The following is a 21,247-nucleotide window of genomic DNA, read 5'->3' on the forward strand; positions in this document are numbered from 1 at the left end:
TCGAACAGGCCTGATACATAGATGCAACCGGGTTCCTATGTTCAAAAGCAGCTAGACAGTGTGGGCGAGTCCATACATAGGAGCGGCCTTGTGTCGCGATGGGCCGCAAAGCGGCCCCGGCAATCTCGGCTCAAAAACCAAGTAATGGATTGCCTGTGCCGGCCTCTTCGCGGGTAAACCCGCTCCCACAGGGTCGATGCAAGGCTAAAGACCTGCGCGGTACCTGTGGGAGCGGGTTCACCCGCGAAGCAGGCGACGCGATGTCAGAACCCTACACTGGCCTGCACATAGAAGGTCCGCGGCTCACCCACATAGATGCCGGCATTGTTGTCGCTGGAGCGGGTGAAGTACTGCTTGTCGAACAGGTTCTTCACCCCCGCCGCCAGCTTCAGGTTGGACATCTGGGGCCCGAACTCATACCCGCCACGGGCATGCCAGGTCACGTAACCCGGAATATCACCGTACTGCCCATCCGCACTCGGCTCGGTGATGTAGTCGCCGTTGAAGCTGCCATCGGCATTGATCCCGGTACCCGGAGCGCGCTGCTTGGATTGGGCGTAGGCATCCAGGTTCCAGGTCCAGTGGTTGACCGCGTAACGCACCCCGGCAGTGGCCACCTGGCGTGAATAGAACGGCAGGTCACGGCCCTCGAAGCCAGGAATGTCCCCTTCATAAGTAGCGCGGGTATAGGTGTAGCCACCGCTCACCGACAACCCTTCCAGGCGCGGGTCCAGCCCGTCCAGGTCATAGCGCACCGAGGCCTCGATACCCTGGTGCTTGGTCGCGCCGAGGTTGGTCCAGCCCACGTCGTTGCTGATGTACTGCAGTTCGTCATCGAAGTCGATGTAGAACGCCGTCAGCTCACCGGCAAAGCCACCATTGTCATAGCGGGTACCAATCTCGTAGGTCTTGGCCTTTTCCGGCTCCAGGCCATTGGCCGTGCTGTTGCCAGTACCACCCTGGCCCAACTGGAAGTACTGCAGGCTGCCGAAAGAGGTCTCGTAGTTGGCGAACACCTTCCACGCATCGGAGATGTGGTACATCACGCTCAGCGCCGGCAGTGGCTCGTTGCTGGTGATGCTGCGTTTCTTCTCCGGCACCGGCTGGCCGTTGGCACCGAGCACCGGGCGGTCGCGCCAGTCGGTGTTGATATGCTCGAAGCGGATACCTGGGGTGATGGTCCAGTTACCCACGTCGATCTTGTCGTCGATGTAGTAGGCGCTGGCCTCGGTACCACCGCTGCGGTCCTGGAACACATGGCCGTCGGAGGTCGGGGTCGGCGTCGGCACGTTGTCGATCAGCGCCAGGCGGGTCGACTGCTCACGCATCGCTTCCTTCAGGTAGCGGTAGCCCACGCTGACTTCCTGGGTGGTCGGGCCGGCGAAGAAGATCCGCGACAGCCGCGGTTCGATGGCAAAGGTATGGTAGTTGCGCGGGTACGACGACAGGGTCTTCATGTCGCGCGAGGCAATGGCGCTGCCGCGGAAGCTGTCGGTGTAGTAGGTCAGCACTTCGAACTGGGTGGCGTCGTCGAGCTGGCGCTGCCACTTGAACGACACGTCCTTGCGCCGGCCGGCGAAGTAGTCGTAGTCGCGCAGCGACTGGTACGGGTTGCTGTCGTATTGCGCCTGGGTCAGGCCGCCGGGCATGTCGGCGCGGCCGTCGTAGTAGTGGAAGTTGAGCCAGAACTCGTCAACGTCGGTCGGCGCCCAGTGGGTCTTGAGGATGACGTCGTCGATGTCGTTGCCGTTGTTGCTTTCACGGTAGCCGTTGCCATTCACCCCGGTGTACAGCAGCGCCACGCCCATGCCGTTGTCCGCCGTGCCGCCGACGAAGGCCGACTCGGTGTGTTTCCAGCCGCCATGCTGGGAGGTTTCCAGGGTGGTGGACAGCTCGGCCGAGGCCTTCTCCGGGATAGCCCGGGTAACGAAGTTGATCACCCCGCCGACGTTCTGCGGGCCATAACGCACGGAACCGGCGCCACGCACCACGTCGATGCTGTCGAGGTTGCCCGAGGAAATCGGTGCCATCGACAGCTGCGGCTGGCCATAGGGCGCGAAGGCGGCCGGGATGCCGTCGATCAGCACCGTGGAGCGTGGCGACAGGCGCGAAGTCAGGCCGCGAACACCCACGTTCAGCGACAGGTCGCTGCCGCCGGTGCCGTTGGAGTCCTGCACCTGCACGCCCGGGATGCCGCGCAGCACGTCGCGCACGTTCATTGCGCCCTTCTCCACCATCGCCTCGCGGCGTACCACGGTGCGCGCGCCAGGGTGGTTCTGCACCACGCTCTGCTGGGCATCGCCCAGCCAGTCACCCACCACCTTGATGTCGGTGGGCGCCAGCTCCAGGCTGCCGGTGGTGAGGGTGCCATCGGCCTGGGCCGGCTTGACCACCACGGTGCCCTGGGACATCTCGTAGGTCAGGCCGCTGCCTTGCAGCAACTGCTGCAGCGCCTGCTCGGGCGCGAGCTGGCCGGACACCGCCGGGGCCTGCTTGCCGGCCACCAGCTCGGGGCTGAAGAACAGCTGCAGGTTGGTCTGCTGGCCCAGCTGGTTCAGCGCCGAAGCCAAGGGTTGGGCCTGGATCTGGATGGTGCTGCCGGCCTCTGCGGCCTGGCTGTTGACGGCCACGGCACTGACCGCCAGGGCCAGCGCCAGGGCGCGGAAGCGTGGGAAGGGCTTGTTGTTGTTCACGTCGTCGAAACTTCCTGGAATACGGAATAAACGCCAACCGCATGCAAATGGAAATGCTTGGCAGTTGCAGCTGGCGGGGAAGACGAACGAGCGGAAAAAAACCTGAATCTATTTCGCGATTATTTCGCGCGAGCCATCTTCATGGGCCTTGATGGCCACCGGCAGGATGCTCGGCAAGGCACGCAGCAGCGCGTCGGTGTCGTCGGTGCTGAAGGTGCTGGACAGCCGCAGCTGGGCGACTTTACCGGGGGCGACCCGCAGCGGCTGGCTGCGGTAACGCGAGGCCTCGGCCACCACCTCGGCCAGGGTGGCGTTGTCGAACACCAGCCTGCCTTGGCGCCAGGCAGTCAGGGCGCCGGTATTCACCGCATAGGGCGCCGCCACCTGGCCTTGTGCATCTATATGCGAGCCCTGGCCCGCCGTGAGCTGCGCCAGCGAGGCGCCCTTGCCCTGCACACGCACCGAGCCCTGCTCCACCGCCACGCGGGTGCTGGCCGGGTCCAGGCGTACGTCGAAACGGGTACCGGTGACAGTCACGCTGCCCTGGGCGGTGTCGACCACGAACGGCCTGCCACTGTCGTGGGCGACGGTGAACATCACCTCACCCGCCATCAGCCGGACATGCCGCTGGCCGGCGCTGAAAGCGACCTGCACTTGCGTGCTGCCGTTGAGTTCAAGGTGCGAACCATCCGGCAGTTCGACCTGGCGGCGTTCGTTGAAGGCAGTCTGCAAGCTGCCCTGGTGATTCAGTTGCTGGTAGTGCCAGCCGCCCCAGCCCAGGCCCAACGCCAGTGCGGCCACGCTGGCGGCCAAGGCCTGGCGCACGAAGCGCCGACGTGGCAACTGGCGTACCGGTGCCGGCTGGCACAGCGCTTCCAGGCGCTGGCGCGGGATGAAGTCGGTGGCCTGCCACAGGCGGGCGAGCTGCTGGTACTCATCACGGTGCCGTGCATCGCCTTCCAGCCAGGCGTGCAGCTGCGCCTGCAGCCCGGCATCGCGAGGCGCATCCTGCACCCGGGCGAACCACGCGGCCGCCTGCTCGCGGACGGTATCGGTACCGTGCTGTTTCATCGAAAAGGTCTCCTGACTCATCATGCCGACACATCCAGGTGCTCACGCAGATGCCGGAGCGTGCGGATCATATACTTTTCGACCATGTTCTTGCTCAACCCCATGCGCTCGGCAATCTCGGCCTGGGTCAGGCCTTCGAGCTTCTGCCAGATGAACACCTGCCGGCAATTGAGCGGCAGTTCGGCCAGCGCCCGCTCGACACTGTCGGCCAGCTCCAGCGCATGCACGTAGGCCTCGGGGTCGCCACTGGCGGCCACGCTTTCGTCGAAGGCTTCCAGCTCCAGGGCCTGGCGGCGGTCCTCGCGCCGGAAACCATCCACGGCAATATTGCGTGCAGTCTGGTGCAGGTAGGCGCGTGGCTGCTCGACCTGCTCGCGCGGGTTTTCCAGTACCCGGACAAAGGCATCGTGGGTGAGGTCCTCGGCCTGCTGTCGACTGCGCAACTTGCGCGTCCAGGTGCCGATCAGCTCATGGTAGTGGTCGAGGAAGCCTTTGGGTCCGGACACGGTCGGGGTCATCAGGGAGGCAGACAAGGGTGCGAATAGTAATGTTTCTCATCAAACACGGCAATTCCGCCAGTCGGTAACAAAAAATTTATCGTCTTTTTCATGCACGGCGGTGCCAGGGAAATGTGGCCATAAATATGAACACCTGAGGCCCTTTCGCGGGCTCGCCCGCTCCCACAGGAACCGCGAGATGCCTGTGGGAGCGGGCGTGCCCGCGAAGGAACCAACGCGCTCCATTCCACTATTTTTTACGCTTGAAACACTCCGGGGAACATCAGCCGGTCACATGGGTCGGTTATTCAAATGGCAGGTCGTCGATCCGCGTCGATCACGCCCGGATTGCCTGTTGATTCTGCATTCTTCACGCCCTAAAGTGCGCGCCGAACGTCCATGCTGGAAACGATCCATCCGGCTCAAGTACTGAGTAGGCGAACCAAAGTGGGGATACGGAGGACGTTCAGTTTGCAGCCACTTAAATTTTCAGTTTGCCCATGGAGTCCCTGAGCATGTCGATCCAGGTCGAAGACTATTTCGCGCGTGACACCTTCCAGAAAATGAAGGCGTTCGCCGACAAGCAGGAAACCCCGTTCGTACTTATCGACACCCAGATGATCAGCCAGGCTTACGACGACCTGCGTGCTGGTTTCGAATTCGCCAAGGTGTACTACGCGGTCAAGGCCAACCCGGCCGTGGAAATCATCGACCTGCTCAAAGAGAAAGGTTCGAGCTTCGACATCGCCTCGATCTACGAGCTGGACAAGGTGCTGGGCCGCGGCGTCAGCGCCGACCGTATCAGCTACGGCAACACCATCAAGAAGTCCAAGGACATCCGCTACTTCTACGAGAAGGGCGTGCGCCTGTATGCCACCGACTCGGAAGCCGACCTGCGCAACATCGCCAAGGCCGCACCGGGTTCTAAAGTGTACGTACGTATTCTCACCGAAGGCTCGACCACTGCCGACTGGCCGCTGTCGCGTAAATTCGGTTGCCAGACCGACATGGCCATGGACCTGCTGATCCTCGCCCGCGACCTGGGCCTGGTGCCTTACGGCATTTCCTTCCATGTCGGCTCGCAGCAGCGCGACATCAGCGTGTGGGATGCTGCCATCGCCAAGGTCAAGGTGATCTTCGAGCGCCTGAAGGAAGAAGACGGCATCGAGCTGAAGCTGATCAACATGGGTGGCGGCTTCCCGGCCAACTACATCACCCGGACCAACAGCCTGGAAACCTACGCCGAAGAGATCATCCGCTTCCTGAAGGAAGACTTCGGTGACGACCTGCCGGAAATCATCCTCGAGCCGGGCCGTTCGCTGATTGCCAACGCCGGTATCCTGGTCAGCGAAGTGGTCCTGGTTGCACGCAAGTCGCGCACCGCCGTCGAGCGCTGGATCTACACCGACGTGGGCAAGTTCTCCGGCCTGATCGAAACCATGGACGAAGCCATCAAGTTCCCGATCTGGACCGAGAAGAAAGGCGAGGCCGAAGAAGTGGTCATCGCCGGCCCGACCTGCGACAGCGCCGACATCATGTACGAAAACTACAAGTACGGCCTGCCGCTGAACCTGGCCATCGGCGACCGCCTGTACTGGCTGTCGACCGGTGCCTACACCACCAGCTACAGCGCAGTGGAATTCAACGGCTTCCCGCCGCTGAAGGCTTACTACCTGTAACGCAAGACGGGGCCGCAAGGCCCCGTTTTCATTTGTGCTTTCCTGTACCGGCCTCTTCGCGGGCAAGCCCGCTCCCACAGGTGCGGCGCTCACTTCAGGCCCAGCGCAGTACCTGTGGGAGCGGGTTCACCCGCGAAAGGGCCAGCACAGACGGCCTCAAGCTTCGCGCCGTTCGATCTCCTCGGCATACCGCGCCGCAAAGGCCATCAACACCGGCCCCGCCCCCTGCAAGGTCGCCAGCGCACTGCGCAGGAAATTCATGTTCCCCTCGACCCGCGCCCGCTCCAGCCAGGGCCCGGCTTCCGCCACCTGCCCACGCTCGACCAGCACCAGCCCCAGGCTGAACATGCCTCGAAAGTCCCCTGCCTCGGCCGAACGCCTATACCAGCGCACCGCCCGTGCCGGGTTGGGTGCCGTGGCGATGCCTTGCTCCAGGTAACGCCCGTACAGGTTCATCGACTTGGCATGCCCCATGTGCGCGGCCTTCTCGTAGCACATCAGCGCCTGCGCCTGGTTGGCCGGTATGCCGCGCCCGGTGGCCAGCAGGTTGCCCAGGTTGTACAGCCCCCAGTCCAGCCCGGCATCGGCCGCTCGCGCATAGTGGATGGCCGCCTGTGCCTGGCTTGGCTCACCGCCCCAGCCATGCTCCAGGCAACGCCCCAGCATGTTGTGCGCCATGGCACTGCCGCCCTGCGCGGCGATGCCGAACCAGCGCCTGGCCACGGCGGCATCCGCCTGAATGCCGCGCCCGTCGAGCAGGATCTGCCCCAGCAGCAACTGTGCCTCCACCGCGCCCTGCCCGGCCGCCGCCAGGATCGCCTGGGCGGCCTTGCCAGGGCTTTCTTCCAGCATGGCCTGCAAACCGGCCACATCCACCACTTCCTCACGCCGCAACTGATAGGACACGGCTCAGACCTCGGCCCAGCGGCGCAGCAGGTTGTGGTAGGTGCCGGTCAGCTGTAGCAGTGATGGATGGTCCGGCACATCGGCAGTCAGTTGCTGGATGGCATTGTCCATCTCGAACAGCAACGCCCGCTGGCTGTCCTCGCGCACCAGGCTCTGGGTCCAGAAAAACGCGGCGTAACGCTGGCCACGGGTAACCGGGTTGACCTTGTGCAGGCTGGTGCCGGGGTACAGCACCAGGTCACCGGCGGCCAGCTTGACCTGCTGCACGCCATAGGTGTCCTGGATCACCAGCTCGCCGCCGTCGTAGCTGTCCGGATCGCTGAGGAACAGCGTGGAAGACAGGTCGGTGCGCACCCGCTCCGGGCTGCCCTTGGGCTGGCGCAGGGCGTTGTCGATGTGGAAGCCGAAATTGCCGCCTTCGCGGTAGCAGTTGATCAGCGGCGGGAACACCTTGTGCGGCAAGGCTGCAGACATGAAGCGCGGGGTCTGCCACAGGCGGTCGATCAGCGCACTGCCGATCTCCTTGGCCAGCGGGTGGCCTTCCGGCAACTGCAGGTTGTGCTTGGCCTTGGCCGACTGGTAGCCAGCCGTGATCTTGCCGTCGGCCCAGTCGGCCTGCTCCAGCGCCTCGCGGATACGGGCCAGTTCATCGGCGTGAAACAGGCCGGGGATGTGAAGCAGCATGGCGGCAGCACCGTTGGAAAATGTAAAGGCGCCAATGATATTGATTCCCTTTTGCGCTTCACAAGCCCCATTCGCCGCTTAAGACGTTTCAGCTTGATGAAACCGTAAAGGCAAATTGTAAAGATTGTAAATTCTTCACGAATGGTAACGACTCTCAATTGTGAGTCACAATTGCTTACATTAAGATCCGCGGCCTTAACACCTTGGGGAAGGTCCTTAGCAATGCGCCAGTACGTACCATCTGCAGTGAGTTCACCACGCCTGATCGTGTCTGCCATCGGCGTCGCCCTCAGCGCTTCGTCGGCCTATGCCGCCGACCCGGCCGCCAGCAGCGCTATCACCCTCGACGCCACCAGCGTCAACGGCAAGGCTGAACAGGCCAACACCGATTACAAGGTCGACAAGGCCTCTTCGCAGAAGTACACCGCGCCGCTGGTAGATACCCCGCGCTCGATCACCGTGATCCCGCAGCAAGTGATCAAGGACACCAGCGCCCTGACCCTGCAGGATGCACTGCGCACTGTGCCAGGCATCACCATGGGTGCCGGCGAAGGTGGCAACCCCTCCGGCGATCGCCCATTCATTCGCGGCTTCGACAGCCAAAGCTCGATGTACCTGGACGGCGTGCGCGATACCGGTTCGCAAACCCGCGAAATTTTCGCCATCGAGTCGGTGGAAGTGGCCAAGGGCCCGAACTCCTCGATCGCTGGCCGCGGCGCTGCCGGTGGCACCATCAACATGGTCAGCAAGCGTGCGCACCTGGGCAATTCGCTCGACGGCGCCTGGACCTGGGGCAGCGATCAGACCCAGCGCTACACCCTGGATGGCAACTATCAGTTCAGCGACAGCGTCGCTGGCCGCCTGAACCTGATGACCCACAAAAGCAACGTCGCCGGCCGCGATGAGGTCAACTACGACCGCTGGGGCGTGGCACCTTCGCTGGTGTTCGGTCTGGGCACCGATACCCGCGTGAGCCTTGACTACTACCACGTGGAAAGCGACGACCTGCCGGATTCGGGAATTCCCTACAGCCTGCGCTCCGGCAGCTCGGCCGCTCGCACCTCGGCCAACCCGGACAAACCGACCCACGGCGGTGGCAGCAGCAGCAACTACTACGGCCTGGTCGGTCGCGATTTCTCCAAGAGCCGTGCAGATATCTCGACCATCAGCATCGAGCACGACCTGAGCGACTCGCTGACCATCAAGAACACCTTGCGCCATGGCAACACGCTGCAGGACTACATCTACAGCCAGCCAGACGACAGCAAAGGCAACATCCTCAACGGTGAAGTCTGGCGTCGCCCGAACAACCGTGTCGCCAACACCCGCACGACCACCAACCAGACCGACCTGTATGGCGATTTCTACGTTGGTGGCATGAAGAACAGCTTCTCCACCGGTATCGAACTCAGCCGGGAAACATCGGTGAAATCGGGCTATGACGTCACCGGTTTCGGCGCTGGCAGCTGCTCGAGCGCAACAGGCCAGATCTCCGGTGTCTGTACCTCGTTCCCGAACCCCAATCCGCATGAAGAGTGGGACGGCACCATCAGCCGCACCGAAGCCGGTGCCGATACTTCTGGCAACACGCGCGCCATCTACTTCACCGACACGCTGGAGCTCGACCCGGCCTGGTTGCTGACCATGGGCCTGCGTTACGACCACTTCGACACCAAGGTCAAGACCAAAGCGGCCAACGGTTCTACCAGCTTCAAGACCGAAGACACCAGTGAGTTCGTCACTGGCCAACTGGGCCTGACCTGGAAGCCTGCCGAGAACGGCAGCATCTATGTGTCCTATGCCACCTCCGCCACCCCGCCTGGCGCCTCGCTCGGCGAAGGTTCCGACGGCAACGCGCTGGTCACGGCCACCACCACCAGCGAGCTGAAACCGGAAAAAACCACCAACTACGAAATCGGTACCAAGTGGGATCTGCTCGACGAACGCCTGGCGTTGACCGCGGCCATTTTCCGCACCGAGAAGGAAGACGCTCGTGTACTGGTGGATAACAACACATACCAGAACATCGGCAAGACCCGTGTCGATGGCCTGGAGCTCAGCGCCAGCGGCAAGCTGACCGACGCGTGGCAAGTATTCGCTGGCTACACCTACCTGGATGCCAAGCTAGTCGACGGCGGCGCGCAGCGGGTCGGCACGGTGTTCATCGATGGTTACAACGATGGCAACCAGCTGCCTAACACACCGAACAACAGCCTGACCCTGTGGACCACCTACAACGTCACGCCGAAGCTGACCATTGGTGGTGGTGCCTTCTACGTCGATGAAGTGTTCGGCAACACCACCAACAGCGTGATGGTCGACTCGTACTGGCGCTACGACGCCATGGCCAGCTACAAGCTGACCAAGCACGTCGACCTGCAGTTGAACGTGCAGAACCTCACCAACGAGGTCTACTACGACAAGGCCTACAGTGGGCACTATGCCAACCAGGCCGCCGGGCGGACTGCGCTGTTGACCACCAGCTTCCACTTCTGATGCCGGGATGGGGTTGATCTGCTCGGATAGGCTGCTCCTGTAACGGCCTCTTCGCGGGCTTGCCCGCTCCCACAGGTACTCCACAGGGTTCAAGTGCTGTGCAGTTCCTGTGGGAGCGGGCAAGCCCGCGAAGAGGCCAGTACAGGAGACCACCAAAAGAAGCCCCCGCCCCGTTCATTCCCGTGAGCGGGGCTTTTGCGTATCAAGGCATAATGCACGCCGCGCAGTGTGCGGCAGAAACACAAGGTGATCATGTGGTGAAGAAGACGCTGTTCCAATTGCACTGGTTCTTTGGCATCACCGCTGGCCTGGTGCTGGCCTTGATGGGTATCACCGGGGCCTTGTACTCGTTTCAGGAAGAACTGCTGCGCGCGCTGAATGCCGATGTCCTGAAGGTCCAGGTGCGCCCGGAGGGCGTGCTGCCCCCGGCCGAACTGGTCCAGCGGGTCGAGGCCCAGCAGCACGACAAGGTGGCGATGCTGTGGGTCGATGTACGCGAAGGCAACGCCGCACGCGTCTTCTTCACCCCCCCACCAGGCGAGCGCCGTGGCCAGTTGCGCTATGCCGACCCGTACACCGGCGAACTCAAGGGAGAAGTGGCCGGGCAAGGCTTCTTCAACCTCATGCTCAACCTGCACCGCTTCCTGGCCATGGGCGACAGCGGCCGGCAGATCACCGGTGCCTGCACCCTGATGCTGGTGTTCTTCTGCCTCTCCGGCCTGTACCTGCGCTGGCCGCGCAAGGCGCTGGACTGGCGCACCTGGCTGACCTTCGACTGGGCCAAGAAAGGCCGCGCCTTCAACTGGGACCTGCACGCGGTGGCCGGCACCTGGTGCCTGCTGTTCTACCTGCTGTTCGCCCTGACCGGGCTGTTCTGGTCCTACGAGTGGTACCGCGAGGGCCTGAACAAGCTGCTGGCCGACGCGCCGGCCGCCGGCCAGCAGCAAAAGCGCGGCGAAGGCCGGGGCCGCCACGGGCCGCAGAAGATCGACAAGAACGCCCCGCCGCTGGTGGTCGACTACGACGCAATCTGGGCCAACCTCAAGGACGCTGCCGGCCCGGGCCTGGCCATGTACAACCTGCGCCTGCCACCGGTAGGCGGCCAGCCGGCCAACCTGTTCTACCTGCTGGACAACGCCGACCACCCACGTGCCTTCAACACCCTGGTACTGGACCCGGCCAGCGGACAGGTGAAAAGGCATGACCGCTACACCGACAAGTCCTTCAAGGCCCAGTTGCTGCAGAGCGTGTACGCCCTGCACGTGGGCGAATACTTCGGCCTGCCGGGGCGCATCATCGTCACCATCGCCAGCCTGACCATGCCGCTGTTCTTCGTCACCGGCTGGCTGCTGTACCTCGACCGCCGTCGCAAGAAGCGCCAGGTACGTGCCGCCCGTGGCAACGTCACCAGCAACACCACCAGCGGCGACAGCTGGCTGATCGGCTTTGCCAGCCAGAGCGGGCTTGCCGAACAACTGGCCTGGCAGAGCGCCGGGCAGCTTCAGGCCGCCGGCCTGCCCGTGCAGGTACGCGCCCTGGCAGAACTGGGTGAAAGCGACCTGCGCCAGGCCCGCCGTGCACTGTTCGTGGTCAGCACCTTCGGCGACGGCGAAGCCCCCGACAGCGCCCGCGCCTTCGAGCGCAAGGTGCTCGGCCAGCCTTGGGCGCTGAACAACCTCAGCTATGCCCTGCTCGCCCTCGGTGACCGCCAGTATCCGCACTTCTGCGGCTTCGCCCGCCGCCTGCAGGCATGGCTGGGTGAACGCGGTGCCAGCAGTGCGTTCAGCCCGGTGGAAGTGGACAACGCCGACCAGGCCGCGCTGCAGCAGTGGCAGCAGGAACTGGCGCAACTGACCGGCGCCCAGCCAGTGGCCGCCTGGCAGCCGCCGAGCTTCGGCAACTGGTCGCTGGTGCGCCGCGAACTGCTCAACCCGGGCAGCCAGGGCCAGCCGGTGTACCTGCTGGGCCTGCGACCGGAACAGCCCGCCAGCTGGGAAGCCGGCGACCTGGTGGAGATCCTGCCGCTCAACGGCCAGCCGAGGATCGACGCCTTCCTCGATGGCATGGCGCTGGACGCCGGGGCCAAGGTGCAAGTGAATGGCCTGGACGAAACCCTCGCCCAGGCCCTGGCCGGCCGCCAGTTGCCGACCCGTCGCGATCACCTGGTCGGCCTACAGCCGCAAGCACTGGTCGACGCACTGGTGCCGATCGGCAGCCGCGAGTACTCGATTGCCTCGATCGCCAGCGATGGCGTGCTGGAGCTGATCGTGCGCCAGGAGCGCCATGCCGATGGCAACCTGGGCCTGGGTTCCGGCTGGCTGACCGAATACCTGCCGCTTGACGGTACGCTGAGCCTGCGTTTGCGGCGCAACAGCAGCTTCCACCTGCCGGAAACGGCTGCACCGCAGGTGTTGATTGGCAACGGCACCGGCCTGGCCGGCCTGCGCAGCCTGCTCCGCGCGCGGGTGAATGCTGGCGAGCAGCGCAACTGGCTGCTGTTCGGCGAGCGTAACCGGGCGCATGACCTGCTGTGCGGCAACGAGCTGCAAGGCTGGCTGGACAAAGGCGACCTGGCACGCCTGGACCTCGCATTTTCGCGGGATCAGGCCGACAAGGTGTATGTGCAGGATGTGTTGCTGCAGCAGGCTGAAGAGTTCAAGCGCTGGATCGCGGATGGTGCCTGTGTGTATGTATGTGGCAGCCTGCAAGGCATGGCTGCCGGGGTGGATGCGGCGCTCAACGGCATCCTCGGGGAAGCGGTTGTGCAGCAGCTGATCGAGGATGGGCGGTATCGGCGGGATGTGTACTGATCGGAAACTGATGTAACCAGCACCGGCCTCTTCGCGGGTAAACCCGCTCCCACAGAGTCCTCACAGATTTTGAATACTGTGCGGTACCTGTGGGAGCGGGTTTACCCGCGAAGAGGTCGGTACAGACTGTCAGTGCAGCTCGAAGGTGTCAGCATCCAGGTTGGCCGGGAACTTGGTCCGGTAGGCCGCCAGCTCCGCCGCGCTCAACACCGCGGTGAACACCCCGTCGGCCTCCCCGGCACTGAGCAGGCTCTCGCCCTGGAAGTCCAGCACTTGGCTGTCACCAGAGTAGGCAAAGCCCTTGCCGTCGGTGCCCACCCGGTTCACCGCCGCCACATAGCACAGGTTCTCGATACCCCGCGCTGGCAACAGGCGGTTCCAGTGCTGGCGGCGCGCAGCCGGCCAGTTGGCGGTGTATAGCAACAGGTCGGTGTCCTGGGCATCACGGCTCCACACCGGGAAGCGCAGGTCGTAGCAGATCAGCGGGCGGATCCGCCAGCCCTTGAGCTCGAACTGCACCTGGCGCTCGCCCGGGGTGTAATGCTTGTGCTCACCGGCCATGCGGAACAGGTGGCGCTTGTCGTAGTGCAGGATCTCGCCATCCGGCCGGGCCCACAGCAGGCGGTTGCGGTGGCTGCCATCGGCGGCCTGGATGATCACGCTGCCGGTAATTACCGTGTTGTACTTCTTCGCCTGGGCCTTCAGCCATTTGTAGGTCGGGCCGTTTTCCGGCTCGCACAGGCTTTCCGATTGCATGGAAAAACCGGTAGTGAACATTTCCGGCAGGATCACCAGGTCCACCTCGCCCACCTGCTCCAGCAGCACCTCGAAGTGCGCATAGTTGGCCTCACGGTCGTGCCAGGCCAGGGTGGTCTGCACCAGGGCGACTTTCAGGTTCGGCAGTGTACTCAGATCGCGCATAGTTTTTCCGCTGCCTGACGCAGCGTCTCCTCTCGTTTGGCAAAGCACAGGCGAACCAGGCGTTGCTCGGGGATGGGTTGCTGGTAGAACACCGACACCGGGATGGTCGCCACGCCGTGCTCACGGGTCAGCCACAGCGACATGTCGACATCGTTCAGGTCCGGGCGGATCTGCGAATAGTCCACAAGCTGGAAATAGGTGCCCGCCGTGCGGGTAAAGCGGAAACGCGAGCCTTCCAGCAAGCCGCAGAACAGGTCACGCTTGGCCTGGTAGAAGGCCGGCAGTTCCTCGATATGCTCGGGGTGCTCGGCCATGAAATCGGCCAGGGCGCACTGCAGCGGGGTCACCCCGCAGAAGTTGACGTACTGGTGTACCTTGCGCAGCTCGGCGCTCAGCGCCGGCGGGGCGATCACGTAACCGGTCTTCCAGCCAGTGACGTGGTAGGTCTTGCCGAACGAGCTGACCACGAAGGCGCGTTGGTACAGTTGCTCGTGGGCCAACACACTGGCATGGCGCACGCCGTCGTAGACCAGGTGTTCATACACTTCATCGCTGACCAGGTAGATATCGCGGTCAGCGATAAGCCGGGCCAATTGGTCGAGGTCTTCCCGGGTAATCAGCGCACCGCTGGGGTTGTGCGGTGAATTGAGGATCACCATGCGCGTGCGCGGGCTGAGGGCATCGCTGAACTTCTGCCAGTCGATGCGGAAATCGCCGTCGCTCAGCTGTACATGCACGCAGCGCCCACCGGCCAGTTCCACGGACGGCTCGTAGCTGTCGTAGCAGGGGTCGAAGACGATTACCTCGTCACCGGCATGCACTACTGCCTGGATGGCGCAGAAGATCGCCTCGGTGGCTCCAGGGGTGATGGTCACTTCCTGGTCGGCATCCACCTGCACGCCATACAGCCGCGCCACCTTGGCCGCCACCTGCTGGCGCAGGGCCGGCAGGCCGGTCATCGGCGAATACTGGTTATGCCCGGCGGCCACATGCCGGCCGACTGCATCGAGCAGCGCCTGCGGGCCATTGAAGTCGGGGAAGCCTTGCGACAGGTTGAGCGCGCCGGTCTGCACGGCGAGCTGGGACATGGTGGTGAAGATGGTCGTGCCGACATTCGGCAGTTTGCTGCGGATCATGGAGCCCTCTTTCCTGGGGTGTATCCGGCACGGGGTGGAGTCCGAGCATAGCGGATCGAGCGGTCAGGAAAAAGGTTGAAACAATAGGGGGATTTGCGCTGGATCAAAGGCTGTTGTCGGTGCGGGCTTGGATCCCGCTATATGGGCTTATCAAGAAACCCCGCTTCGTAGCCTAGCGCGAAAAGTGCGTGCGCGACGATCATACAGCGTAGAAGCAAGCTCGGATGCTCATTGATAACCCGCAAAATTCGAGCGCTGCCTCGACCAGCGCTCGCTTAATTTCTGTCCCATGGTCGCTCACTACTTTTTTGTGGCGTATCGAATTAAAGATACTAAGAGGCGGGTCTGCCGCAACGCTACATTTTACTCCGATTACTTTGACAAACATTTTACTCTGCACGAATCGTAAAAGCCTCAGCAGTTAAATTTAACCTATCCAGCGAGCGCGTGCTGCGCAAGGCCCCGTTGAATGTTTCGCCACCAGTGAGCGCCCCTTTATAGGACTGACTACGGGATAACTTTGGCCTTGGCGGGCCCGGCAACTGCATTTGATAGAACACGAAATTAGCTGCAGTACCGAAGAACTTAAACGCTTGACCAAGACGCCCCAGCACCGAAGGAAAATCGACTTTCTCACTTGCACGCCAATAGCCTTGGGGGCTATTTAGTTTGAGCTGCGCCAATCTCGACATGTGGGAATTCGTTGAATCTTCCGTGGATTGCAAAAAATGAGTAAAGTGCTTTTTTAGCTTAGAAGCTTTGCGTTTGCCCATACCCGGAGAATAATCCAGATTATCGATCTTCGCCTTCAACGATGACGCCAGGTCATCCATCTCCCTCATAAATTTCTTGGATTCCTTATACCCTGCCGGTTTGAGCAAGGGTTTTAAAGACTCCCCTAGATGACCACTCGAGTCGGTGTAATTTATAGGGTCCCCGTCGCAATACCCATATGCGTTCAATACCTTAAAAGGTGCAAAACTGTCTGGAGAATTAAATCTCATGCGATTAAAAAATCTGTAGCCATTCCCCAGCATGTATCCCTGAATTAAATTATCGTAATACTCACCATTGAACCCTAGCAGGGAACGGCCCGCCGAAAGGGAAGAACAATGGCCATAAGCAGTATAATCAAACCTCTCCCACCTCCCCTGATGCCCCACGCCATTCACGGAGCCGGATTTATTGACCGACAATAAGCTGACATTTTGTACAGCACTGCCAGTCCATTCAGCTAATGCTTGCTCCCCCCCTCGAAACACGGTTCGACTGTCTTGATCACGAAGGCGCGCATGTATATCACCGTCACAATAAAACAGACTCACAGTTTTACGCTGAAGCCCCATAGATATAGATCCCCGCCGCTGACAGACAACTCGATTAGGCACAAGTCTTTCAAAGCTTACAGCAACGTACAACTAGCATTATTACTAGGTAGGACCGAGTAGCAGCACCTACTTATGGGCAGGGTGAGACAATCGAACTAGAACTCGAACGTAGCGAATCGAGCAGTCAGGGGAAGGTTGAACCAATAGTGGAAGTTATGCTGGATCGAGGGCCCCTTCGCGGGTAAACCCGCTCCCACAGGTCCTGCACAGATTTCGAAAACTGTGGGTCCTGTAGGATCGGGTTCACCCGCGAAGAAGACGACGCGGAATCAGCGCTTGTCGCGGCGCTTCTTCTCGGCCTTCTTGTGGTGCGACATCAGGCGGCGCTTCTTGTTGACCTGGCGGTCGGTGAGGGTGTTCTTCTTGCCCTCGTACGGGTTCTCACCGCCCTTGTACTCGATGCGGATCGGCGTACCGACCAGCTTCAGCACGCGGCGGTAGGTGTTCTCCAGGTAACGCGAGTACGACTTCGGAATCTTGTCGGTCTGGTTGCCGTGGATCACGATCAGCGGCGGGTTGGCACCACCAAGGTGGGCATAGCGCAGCTTGATGCGGCGGCCGTTGACCAGCGGCGGCTGGTGCTCGCTCACGGCATCTTCGAGGATCTGCGTCAGGCGGCTGGTCGGCCAGCGGGTTACCGCCGACTTGAACGCGGCCTGCACCGACTTGTACAGGTGGCCCACGCCGGTGCCGTGCAGGGCGGAGATGAAGTGGATGTCGGCGAAATCGACGAAGAACAGCCGGCGCTCCAGCTCGGTCTTCACGTAGTCACGCTCGCCCGGCTCCATGCCGTCCCACTTGTTCAGGGCGATGACGATGGCACGGCCGGCTTCCAGGGCGAAGCCCAGCAGGTTCAGGTCGTGGTCCACCACGCCTTCGCGGGCGTCCATGACGAAGATCACCACGTTGGCGTCCTTGATCGCCTGCAGCGTCTTCACCACCGAGAACTTCTCGACTTCCTCGTGGATCTTGCCGCGCTTGCGCACGCCGGCGGTGTCGATGAAGGTGTACTTCTCGTCATCGCGCTCGAACGGGATGTAGATACTGTCGCGGGTGGTGCCCGGCTGGTCGTACACCACCACGCGCTCTTCGCCGAGCATGCGGTTGACCAGGGTCGACTTGCCGACGTTGGGGCGGCCGATGATGGCGATCTTGATGCCATCCTTCTCGCTCGGGCCCGGGATGCGCACCGCTTCCTCGCCTTCGGCGACTTCGGCGTCCAGCGCTTCCTCGACCTGGTCGCGTGGCAGGTGGCCGAGCACGGCCTCCATCAGCGCGTTGATGCCGCGGCCCTGGGAGCCGGCCACCGGGATGGCGTTGCCCATGCCCAGCGGCGAGAACTCGGCGCGTGCCACATCGGCATCGATGTTGTCGATCTTGTTGGCAACCAGGATCGCTTCCTTGTTCCGCTTGCGCAGGTGCTCGGCGATCATCTGGTCGGCAGCGGTCATGCCGGCACGGGCATCGACCAGGAACAGCACATAGTCGGCTTCTTCGATGGCCATGAGCGACTGCTCGGCCATCTTCTCGTCCATGCCCACTTCGTCACCGGTGATACCGCCGGTGTCGATCAGGATGAAGGAGCGACCCTGCCAGCTGGCATCACCATACTGGCGGTCACGGGTCAGGCCCGACAGGTCACCGACGATGGCATCGCGGGTCTTGGTCAGGCGGTTGAACATGGTGGATTTGCCGACGTTCGGGCGGCCCACCAGGGCGATTACGGGAACCATTCGGCTCTCCACTCTTGAATTCTTGAAAATGCAAAGGCCGCTGCAAGGCAGCGGCCGGAGTTCGGGCGGCGTGTCCTACGCCGCGGCTTGAAGCCCGCCAAGGCTTCAAGCATAGCTTCAGCGGATGGTCAGTGCCTCGAGCTTGCCGCTGTTGCCGAAGACGTAGATGGTGTCGCCGACCACAAGTGGGCGGGCACGCAGGCCATCACTGTCGATACGCTCACGGCCGACGAAGCGGCCATCGACCTGGCTCAGCAGGTGCAGGTAACCCTCGAAGTCGCCCACCGCCACGTAGCTGGAGAACACTTCAGGCGCGGTCAGCTGGCGGCGAGCCATGGTGTCGTTGGTCCACAGAGCGCTGGACGAGCGCTCGTCGACGCTTTCGACAGTACCGGAAGCTTCGCTGACATAGACGTTACCGTAGCCCTGGGCGACACCCACGTAGCTGGAGGCATCACGCTGCCACAGCACACGGCCGCTTTCCAGGTCCAGGCCCGCGACGCGGCCCTGGTAGGTGCTGACGTACAGGGTACCACCCGACAGCAGCAGGCCGCCGTCGATATCGACCACGCGGTCCAACTCGGAACGGCCCTGCGGGATTGCCACACGGCTTTCCCACACCGGCACGCCGTTGTTGATGTCCACCGCCACCACCTTGCCGGTGGACAGGCCGGCGACGGCCAGGCGGTTGGTGGCGATCGGCGCGCCGGTGCCACGCAGGGTCAGCACGGCCGGGGTGTTTTCGTAGATCCAGCGACGGTCACCAGTGGCGGCATCCAGGCCGATCAGGCGATCGTCCTGGGTCTGCACCACCACCACCTCACCGTTATTGGCAGGCGGGGCCAGCACTTCGCTGGTCACGCGGGAGCGCCAGCGCTCCTCACCGGTGCTGGAGTCCAGGGCGATGACTTCACCCTTGAGGGTACCGATCATGACCAGGCCGTAGCCCACGCCTACAGCGCCGGATACCGGCAGCTCGAGGTCCTTCTTCCACACCACGTCGCCGGTGATGCGGTCGAGGGCGAAGACTTCGCCGTTGACGTCGGAGGCGTAGATACGGTCGTTCTCGATGGCAGGTACCAGGGTGTTGTAGGTCTCGCCCTGGCCGTCACCGATCGAACGGCTCCACTGCTTCTTCAGCACCACTTCCTCGGTGAACTTGGTCAGCTCGGCCGGAGGCAGTTCCTTCTTGCTGTTGCTGCTGCAACCTGCGGCCAGTACGGCCAGGGTCAGCACTGCTGCATGTTTCCAACCGATCACTTACGCGTCCCCTTTGGCCAAGTCATCCAGCTTCAATTGCAGGCCACCGACCGCCGCCTCATCGGACAACGCAGCCTTGGCTTTCTCGTAAGCGCTGTGCGCGTCGTCGGCGCGACCCAGTTGCACCAGCAGGTCACCTTTCAACTCTTCGCGGCTGGCCAGGAAGGCTTTGTCGGCGTCGCCGTCGAGCAGCTTGAGGGCGTCCTCGGCCTTGTTCTGGGCGGCCAGCACACGAGCCAGGCGCTGACGCGAAATTTCGCCCAGGGTGGCATCGGCCGGCTTGTCCAGCACGCTCTTCAACTCGGCAGCAGCGTCATCGAGCTTGCCGGTCTCGACCGCGACCTTGGCCACGAACAGGCTGCCGTACTGGGCGTAGGCGGTACCGCCGAACTCGCTCTTGAGCTTGCCGGCCAGTTCCGCGACCTTGGTCGCGTCAGGCTGGCCAGTCGGCGTCAGGCTGGTCTCCAGCAAGGCCTGGTACAGCTGCGAGGCACCTTGCGACTGATTGTTCTGGTACTTGTGCCAGGTATTCCAGCCCAACACCACCACGCCAGCCAGCAGGGCACCGGTCAGCAGCGGCTTGCCGTTGCGGTTCCACCAGTCCTTGACCCCTGCCAGTTCATCATCGGTACTCGACACCCCAATACTCCTTTTCGCCTATTCGCTTGTTGAACCGCGTTACGCCTGCGCGATCGCGGTTTCCAGGTGCTCAGCCAGAGCATCCCAGGCAATGTTCTGTTGTTCGCCCTGACCACGCAGGGGCTTGAAGCCGATCTCTTGCTTGACCAGTTCGTCGTCACCGAGGATCAGGGCGAACAGCGCGCCGCTCTTGTCGGCTTTCTTGAACTGGCTCTTGAAGCTGCCACCGCCGGCGTTGACTGCCAGGCGCAGGCCCGGCAGGCGGTCGCGCAGGCCTTCGGACAGGCGCAGGCCGGCCAGTTCCGCCTGTTCGCCAAAGGCGCACAGGTAGACGTCGATCTGGCGGCTGATGGACTCGGGCACCTTGCCCAGGGTTTCCAGCAGCAGGATCAGGCGCTCGATGCCCATGGCGAAACCGACGCCCGGGGTCGGCTTGCCGCCCATCTGTTCGACCAGGCCGTCGTAACGGCCGCCGGCGCAGACGGTGCCCTGGGCGCCGAGCTTGTCGGTAACCCACTCGAACACGGTCTTGCTGTAGTAGTCCAGGCCACGCACCAGCTTGGTGTTGATCACGAACGGAATGCCGGCAGCGTCCAGGCGGGCCTTGAGGCCCTCGAAGTGCACGCGCGACTCTTCGTCCAGGTAGTCTTCCAGCTTCGGCGCGCCGACCAGCACCGCCTGGGTGTTCTGGTCCTTGCTGTCGAGGATGCGCAGCGGGTTGCTCTTCAGGCGGCGCTGGCTGTCTTCGTCCAGTTGCTCCAGGCGCGCCGAGAGGAACTCGACCAGCGCATCACGGTAGCGTGCACGGGCTTCGCTGGTGCCCAGGCTGTTGAGCTCCAGCTTGACTGCGTCCTGGATGCCCAGCAGGCCCCACAGGCGCCAGGTCAGCATGATCAGCTCGGCGTCGATGTCCGGGCCGTCCAGGTTGAACACTTCCACGCCAATCTGGTGGAACTGGCGGTAGCGGCCCTTCTGCGGGCGCTCGTGGCGGAACATCTGGCCGATGTACCACAGTTTCTGCACCTGGCCGTTGCCGGTGATGCCATGCTCGAGCACGGCACGCACGCAGGCGGCAGTGCCTTCGGGGCGCAGGGTCAGCGAATCGCCGTTGCGGTCCTCGAAGGTGTACATCTCTTTTTCGACGATGTCGGTCACTTCACCGATGGAGCGCTTGAACAGCTCGGTGAACTCGACGATCGGCGTGCGGATCTGGCTGTACCCGTAGGTGTCCAGCAGGCCGGCCACGGTGCCTTCGAAGTAGCGCCACAGCGGCGACTGTTCTGGCAGGATGTCGTTCATGCCACGGATGGCTTGCAGCGATTTGCTCACGAAAA

15 protein-coding genes are annotated in these 21,247 nt (G+C 62.7%); 3 read left to right on the forward strand and 12 right to left on the reverse strand.

The features are described from left to right. Positions 1-263: 263 nt before the first annotated feature. The 3 genes from CAG00_RS18330 to CAG00_RS18340 form a co-directional block, all read right to left on the reverse strand. The gene (locus tag CAG00_RS18330; protein ID WP_085665002.1) at positions 264-2,693 is read right to left on the reverse strand and encodes a TonB-dependent siderophore receptor; all 2,430 of its coding nucleotides are present in this window, start codon (positions 2,691-2,693) and stop codon (positions 264-266) included. 108 nt (positions 2,694-2,801) lie between these two features. Then, positions 2,802-3,764 (reverse strand): FecR family protein, encoded by a 963-nt coding sequence (locus CAG00_RS18335; protein WP_061551932.1) that lies wholly within the window; start codon positions 3,762-3,764, stop codon positions 2,802-2,804. Between the two features lie 20 nt (positions 3,765-3,784). Further along, the gene (locus CAG00_RS18340; protein ID WP_085665003.1) at positions 3,785-4,282 is read right to left on the reverse strand and encodes a sigma-70 family RNA polymerase sigma factor; all 498 of its coding nucleotides are present in this window, start codon (positions 4,280-4,282) and stop codon (positions 3,785-3,787) included. 494 nt (positions 4,283-4,776) lie between these two features. Here CAG00_RS18340 and CAG00_RS18345 point away from each other — a divergent pair, with 494 nt between their 5' ends. Continuing rightward, positions 4,777-5,940, forward strand: a complete 1,164-nt coding sequence (locus tag CAG00_RS18345; protein ID WP_025337787.1) for a type III PLP-dependent enzyme — start codon at positions 4,777-4,779, stop codon at positions 5,938-5,940. Positions 5,941-6,096: 156 nt separating this feature from the next. Here CAG00_RS18345 and CAG00_RS18350 read toward each other — a convergent pair whose 3' ends face one another. Further along, positions 6,097-6,846, reverse strand: a complete 750-nt coding sequence (locus CAG00_RS18350) for a tetratricopeptide repeat protein (RefSeq protein ID WP_085665004.1) — start codon at positions 6,844-6,846, stop codon at positions 6,097-6,099. Between the two features lie 3 nt (positions 6,847-6,849). Then, entirely contained in the window at positions 6,850-7,530 is a 681-nt protein-coding gene (locus tag CAG00_RS18355) for a Fe2+-dependent dioxygenase (protein WP_075043838.1), read from the reverse strand. Positions 7,531-7,752: 222 nt separating this feature from the next. Between CAG00_RS18355 and CAG00_RS18360 the strand changes: the two genes are divergently transcribed. Together CAG00_RS18360 and CAG00_RS18365 are read left to right on the forward strand one after the other, a co-directional pair. After that, complete coding sequence (locus CAG00_RS18360; RefSeq protein WP_085665005.1) at positions 7,753-10,026, forward strand: TonB-dependent siderophore receptor; 2,274 nt, start codon at positions 7,753-7,755, stop codon at positions 10,024-10,026. 254 nt (positions 10,027-10,280) lie between these two features. After that, on the forward strand, positions 10,281-12,836 hold the full coding sequence (locus CAG00_RS18365; protein WP_085665006.1) for a sulfite reductase flavoprotein subunit alpha: 2,556 nt from the start codon (positions 10,281-10,283) through the stop codon (positions 12,834-12,836). Between the two features lie 129 nt (positions 12,837-12,965). Here the strand turns inward: CAG00_RS18365 and CAG00_RS18370 are convergent, their stop codons facing one another. From CAG00_RS18370 to hisS, 7 genes are all read right to left on the reverse strand, one after another. Next, positions 12,966-13,757, reverse strand: a complete 792-nt coding sequence (locus tag CAG00_RS18370) for an amidohydrolase (RefSeq protein WP_023661352.1) — start codon at positions 13,755-13,757, stop codon at positions 12,966-12,968. Then, positions 13,745-14,893 (reverse strand): pyridoxal phosphate-dependent aminotransferase, encoded by a 1,149-nt coding sequence (locus CAG00_RS18375; protein WP_085665007.1) that lies wholly within the window; start codon positions 14,891-14,893, stop codon positions 13,745-13,747. Before CAG00_RS18375 ends, CAG00_RS18370 begins: the two co-directional genes overlap by 13 nt. A gap of 389 nt (positions 14,894-15,282) precedes the next feature. Beyond that, positions 15,283-16,239 carry an RHS repeat-associated core domain-containing protein gene (locus CAG00_RS18380; RefSeq protein WP_085665008.1) on the reverse strand — a complete coding sequence of 319 codons (957 nt, stop codon included), beginning with the start codon at positions 16,237-16,239 and terminating at the stop codon, positions 15,283-15,285. A 311-nt stretch (positions 16,240-16,550) separates the two neighbouring features. Then, entirely contained in the window at positions 16,551-18,014 is a 1,464-nt protein-coding gene (gene der, locus CAG00_RS18385) for a ribosome biogenesis GTPase Der (protein WP_025337780.1), read from the reverse strand. Positions 18,015-18,131: 117 nt separating this feature from the next. Beyond that, entirely contained in the window at positions 18,132-19,274 is a 1,143-nt protein-coding gene (bamB, locus tag CAG00_RS18390) for an outer membrane protein assembly factor BamB (RefSeq protein ID WP_025337779.1), read from the reverse strand. Further along, entirely contained in the window at positions 19,275-19,913 is a 639-nt protein-coding gene (locus CAG00_RS18395; protein ID WP_015269019.1) for a tetratricopeptide repeat protein, read from the reverse strand. 39 nt (positions 19,914-19,952) lie between these two features. Continuing rightward, positions 19,953-21,242: a histidine--tRNA ligase gene (hisS, locus tag CAG00_RS18400; protein ID WP_085665009.1), complete on the reverse strand. Its 1,290-nt coding sequence runs from the start codon at positions 21,240-21,242 to the stop codon at positions 19,953-19,955. Positions 21,243-21,247: the final 5 nt, after the last annotated feature.

The sequence above is a fragment of the Pseudomonas sp. B5(2017) genome (genome assembly GCF_002112825.1).
GTDB classification, from domain to species: Bacteria; Pseudomonadota; Gammaproteobacteria; order Pseudomonadales; family Pseudomonadaceae; genus Aquipseudomonas; species Aquipseudomonas putida_Z.

Bases quoted from the DNA above. Each gene is read 5' to 3' on its own strand.
- CAG00_RS18335 (WP_061551932.1), bottom strand. From the start codon at position 3,764: ATGAAACAGCACGGTACCGATACCGTCCGCGAGCAGGCGGCCGCGTGG.
- CAG00_RS18340 (WP_085665003.1), bottom strand. From the start codon at position 4,282: ATGACCCCGACCGTGTCCGGACCCAAAGGCTTCCTCGACCACTACCAT.
- CAG00_RS18345 (WP_025337787.1), top strand. From the start codon at position 4,777: ATGTCGATCCAGGTCGAAGACTATTTCGCGCGTGACACCTTCCAGAAA.
- CAG00_RS18355 (WP_075043838.1), bottom strand. From the start codon at position 7,530: ATGCTGCTTCACATCCCCGGCCTGTTTCACGCCGATGAACTGGCCCGT.
- CAG00_RS18360 (WP_085665005.1), top strand. From the start codon at position 7,753: ATGCGCCAGTACGTACCATCTGCAGTGAGTTCACCACGCCTGATCGTG.
- CAG00_RS18370 (WP_023661352.1), bottom strand. From the start codon at position 13,757: ATGCGCGATCTGAGTACACTGCCGAACCTGAAAGTCGCCCTGGTGCAG.
- CAG00_RS18375 (WP_085665007.1), bottom strand. From the start codon at position 14,893: ATGATCCGCAGCAAACTGCCGAATGTCGGCACGACCATCTTCACCACC.
- CAG00_RS18380 (WP_085665008.1), bottom strand. From the start codon at position 16,239: ATGGGGCTTCAGCGTAAAACTGTGAGTCTGTTTTATTGTGACGGTGAT.
- der (WP_025337780.1), bottom strand. From the start codon at position 18,014: ATGGTTCCCGTAATCGCCCTGGTGGGCCGCCCGAACGTCGGCAAATCC.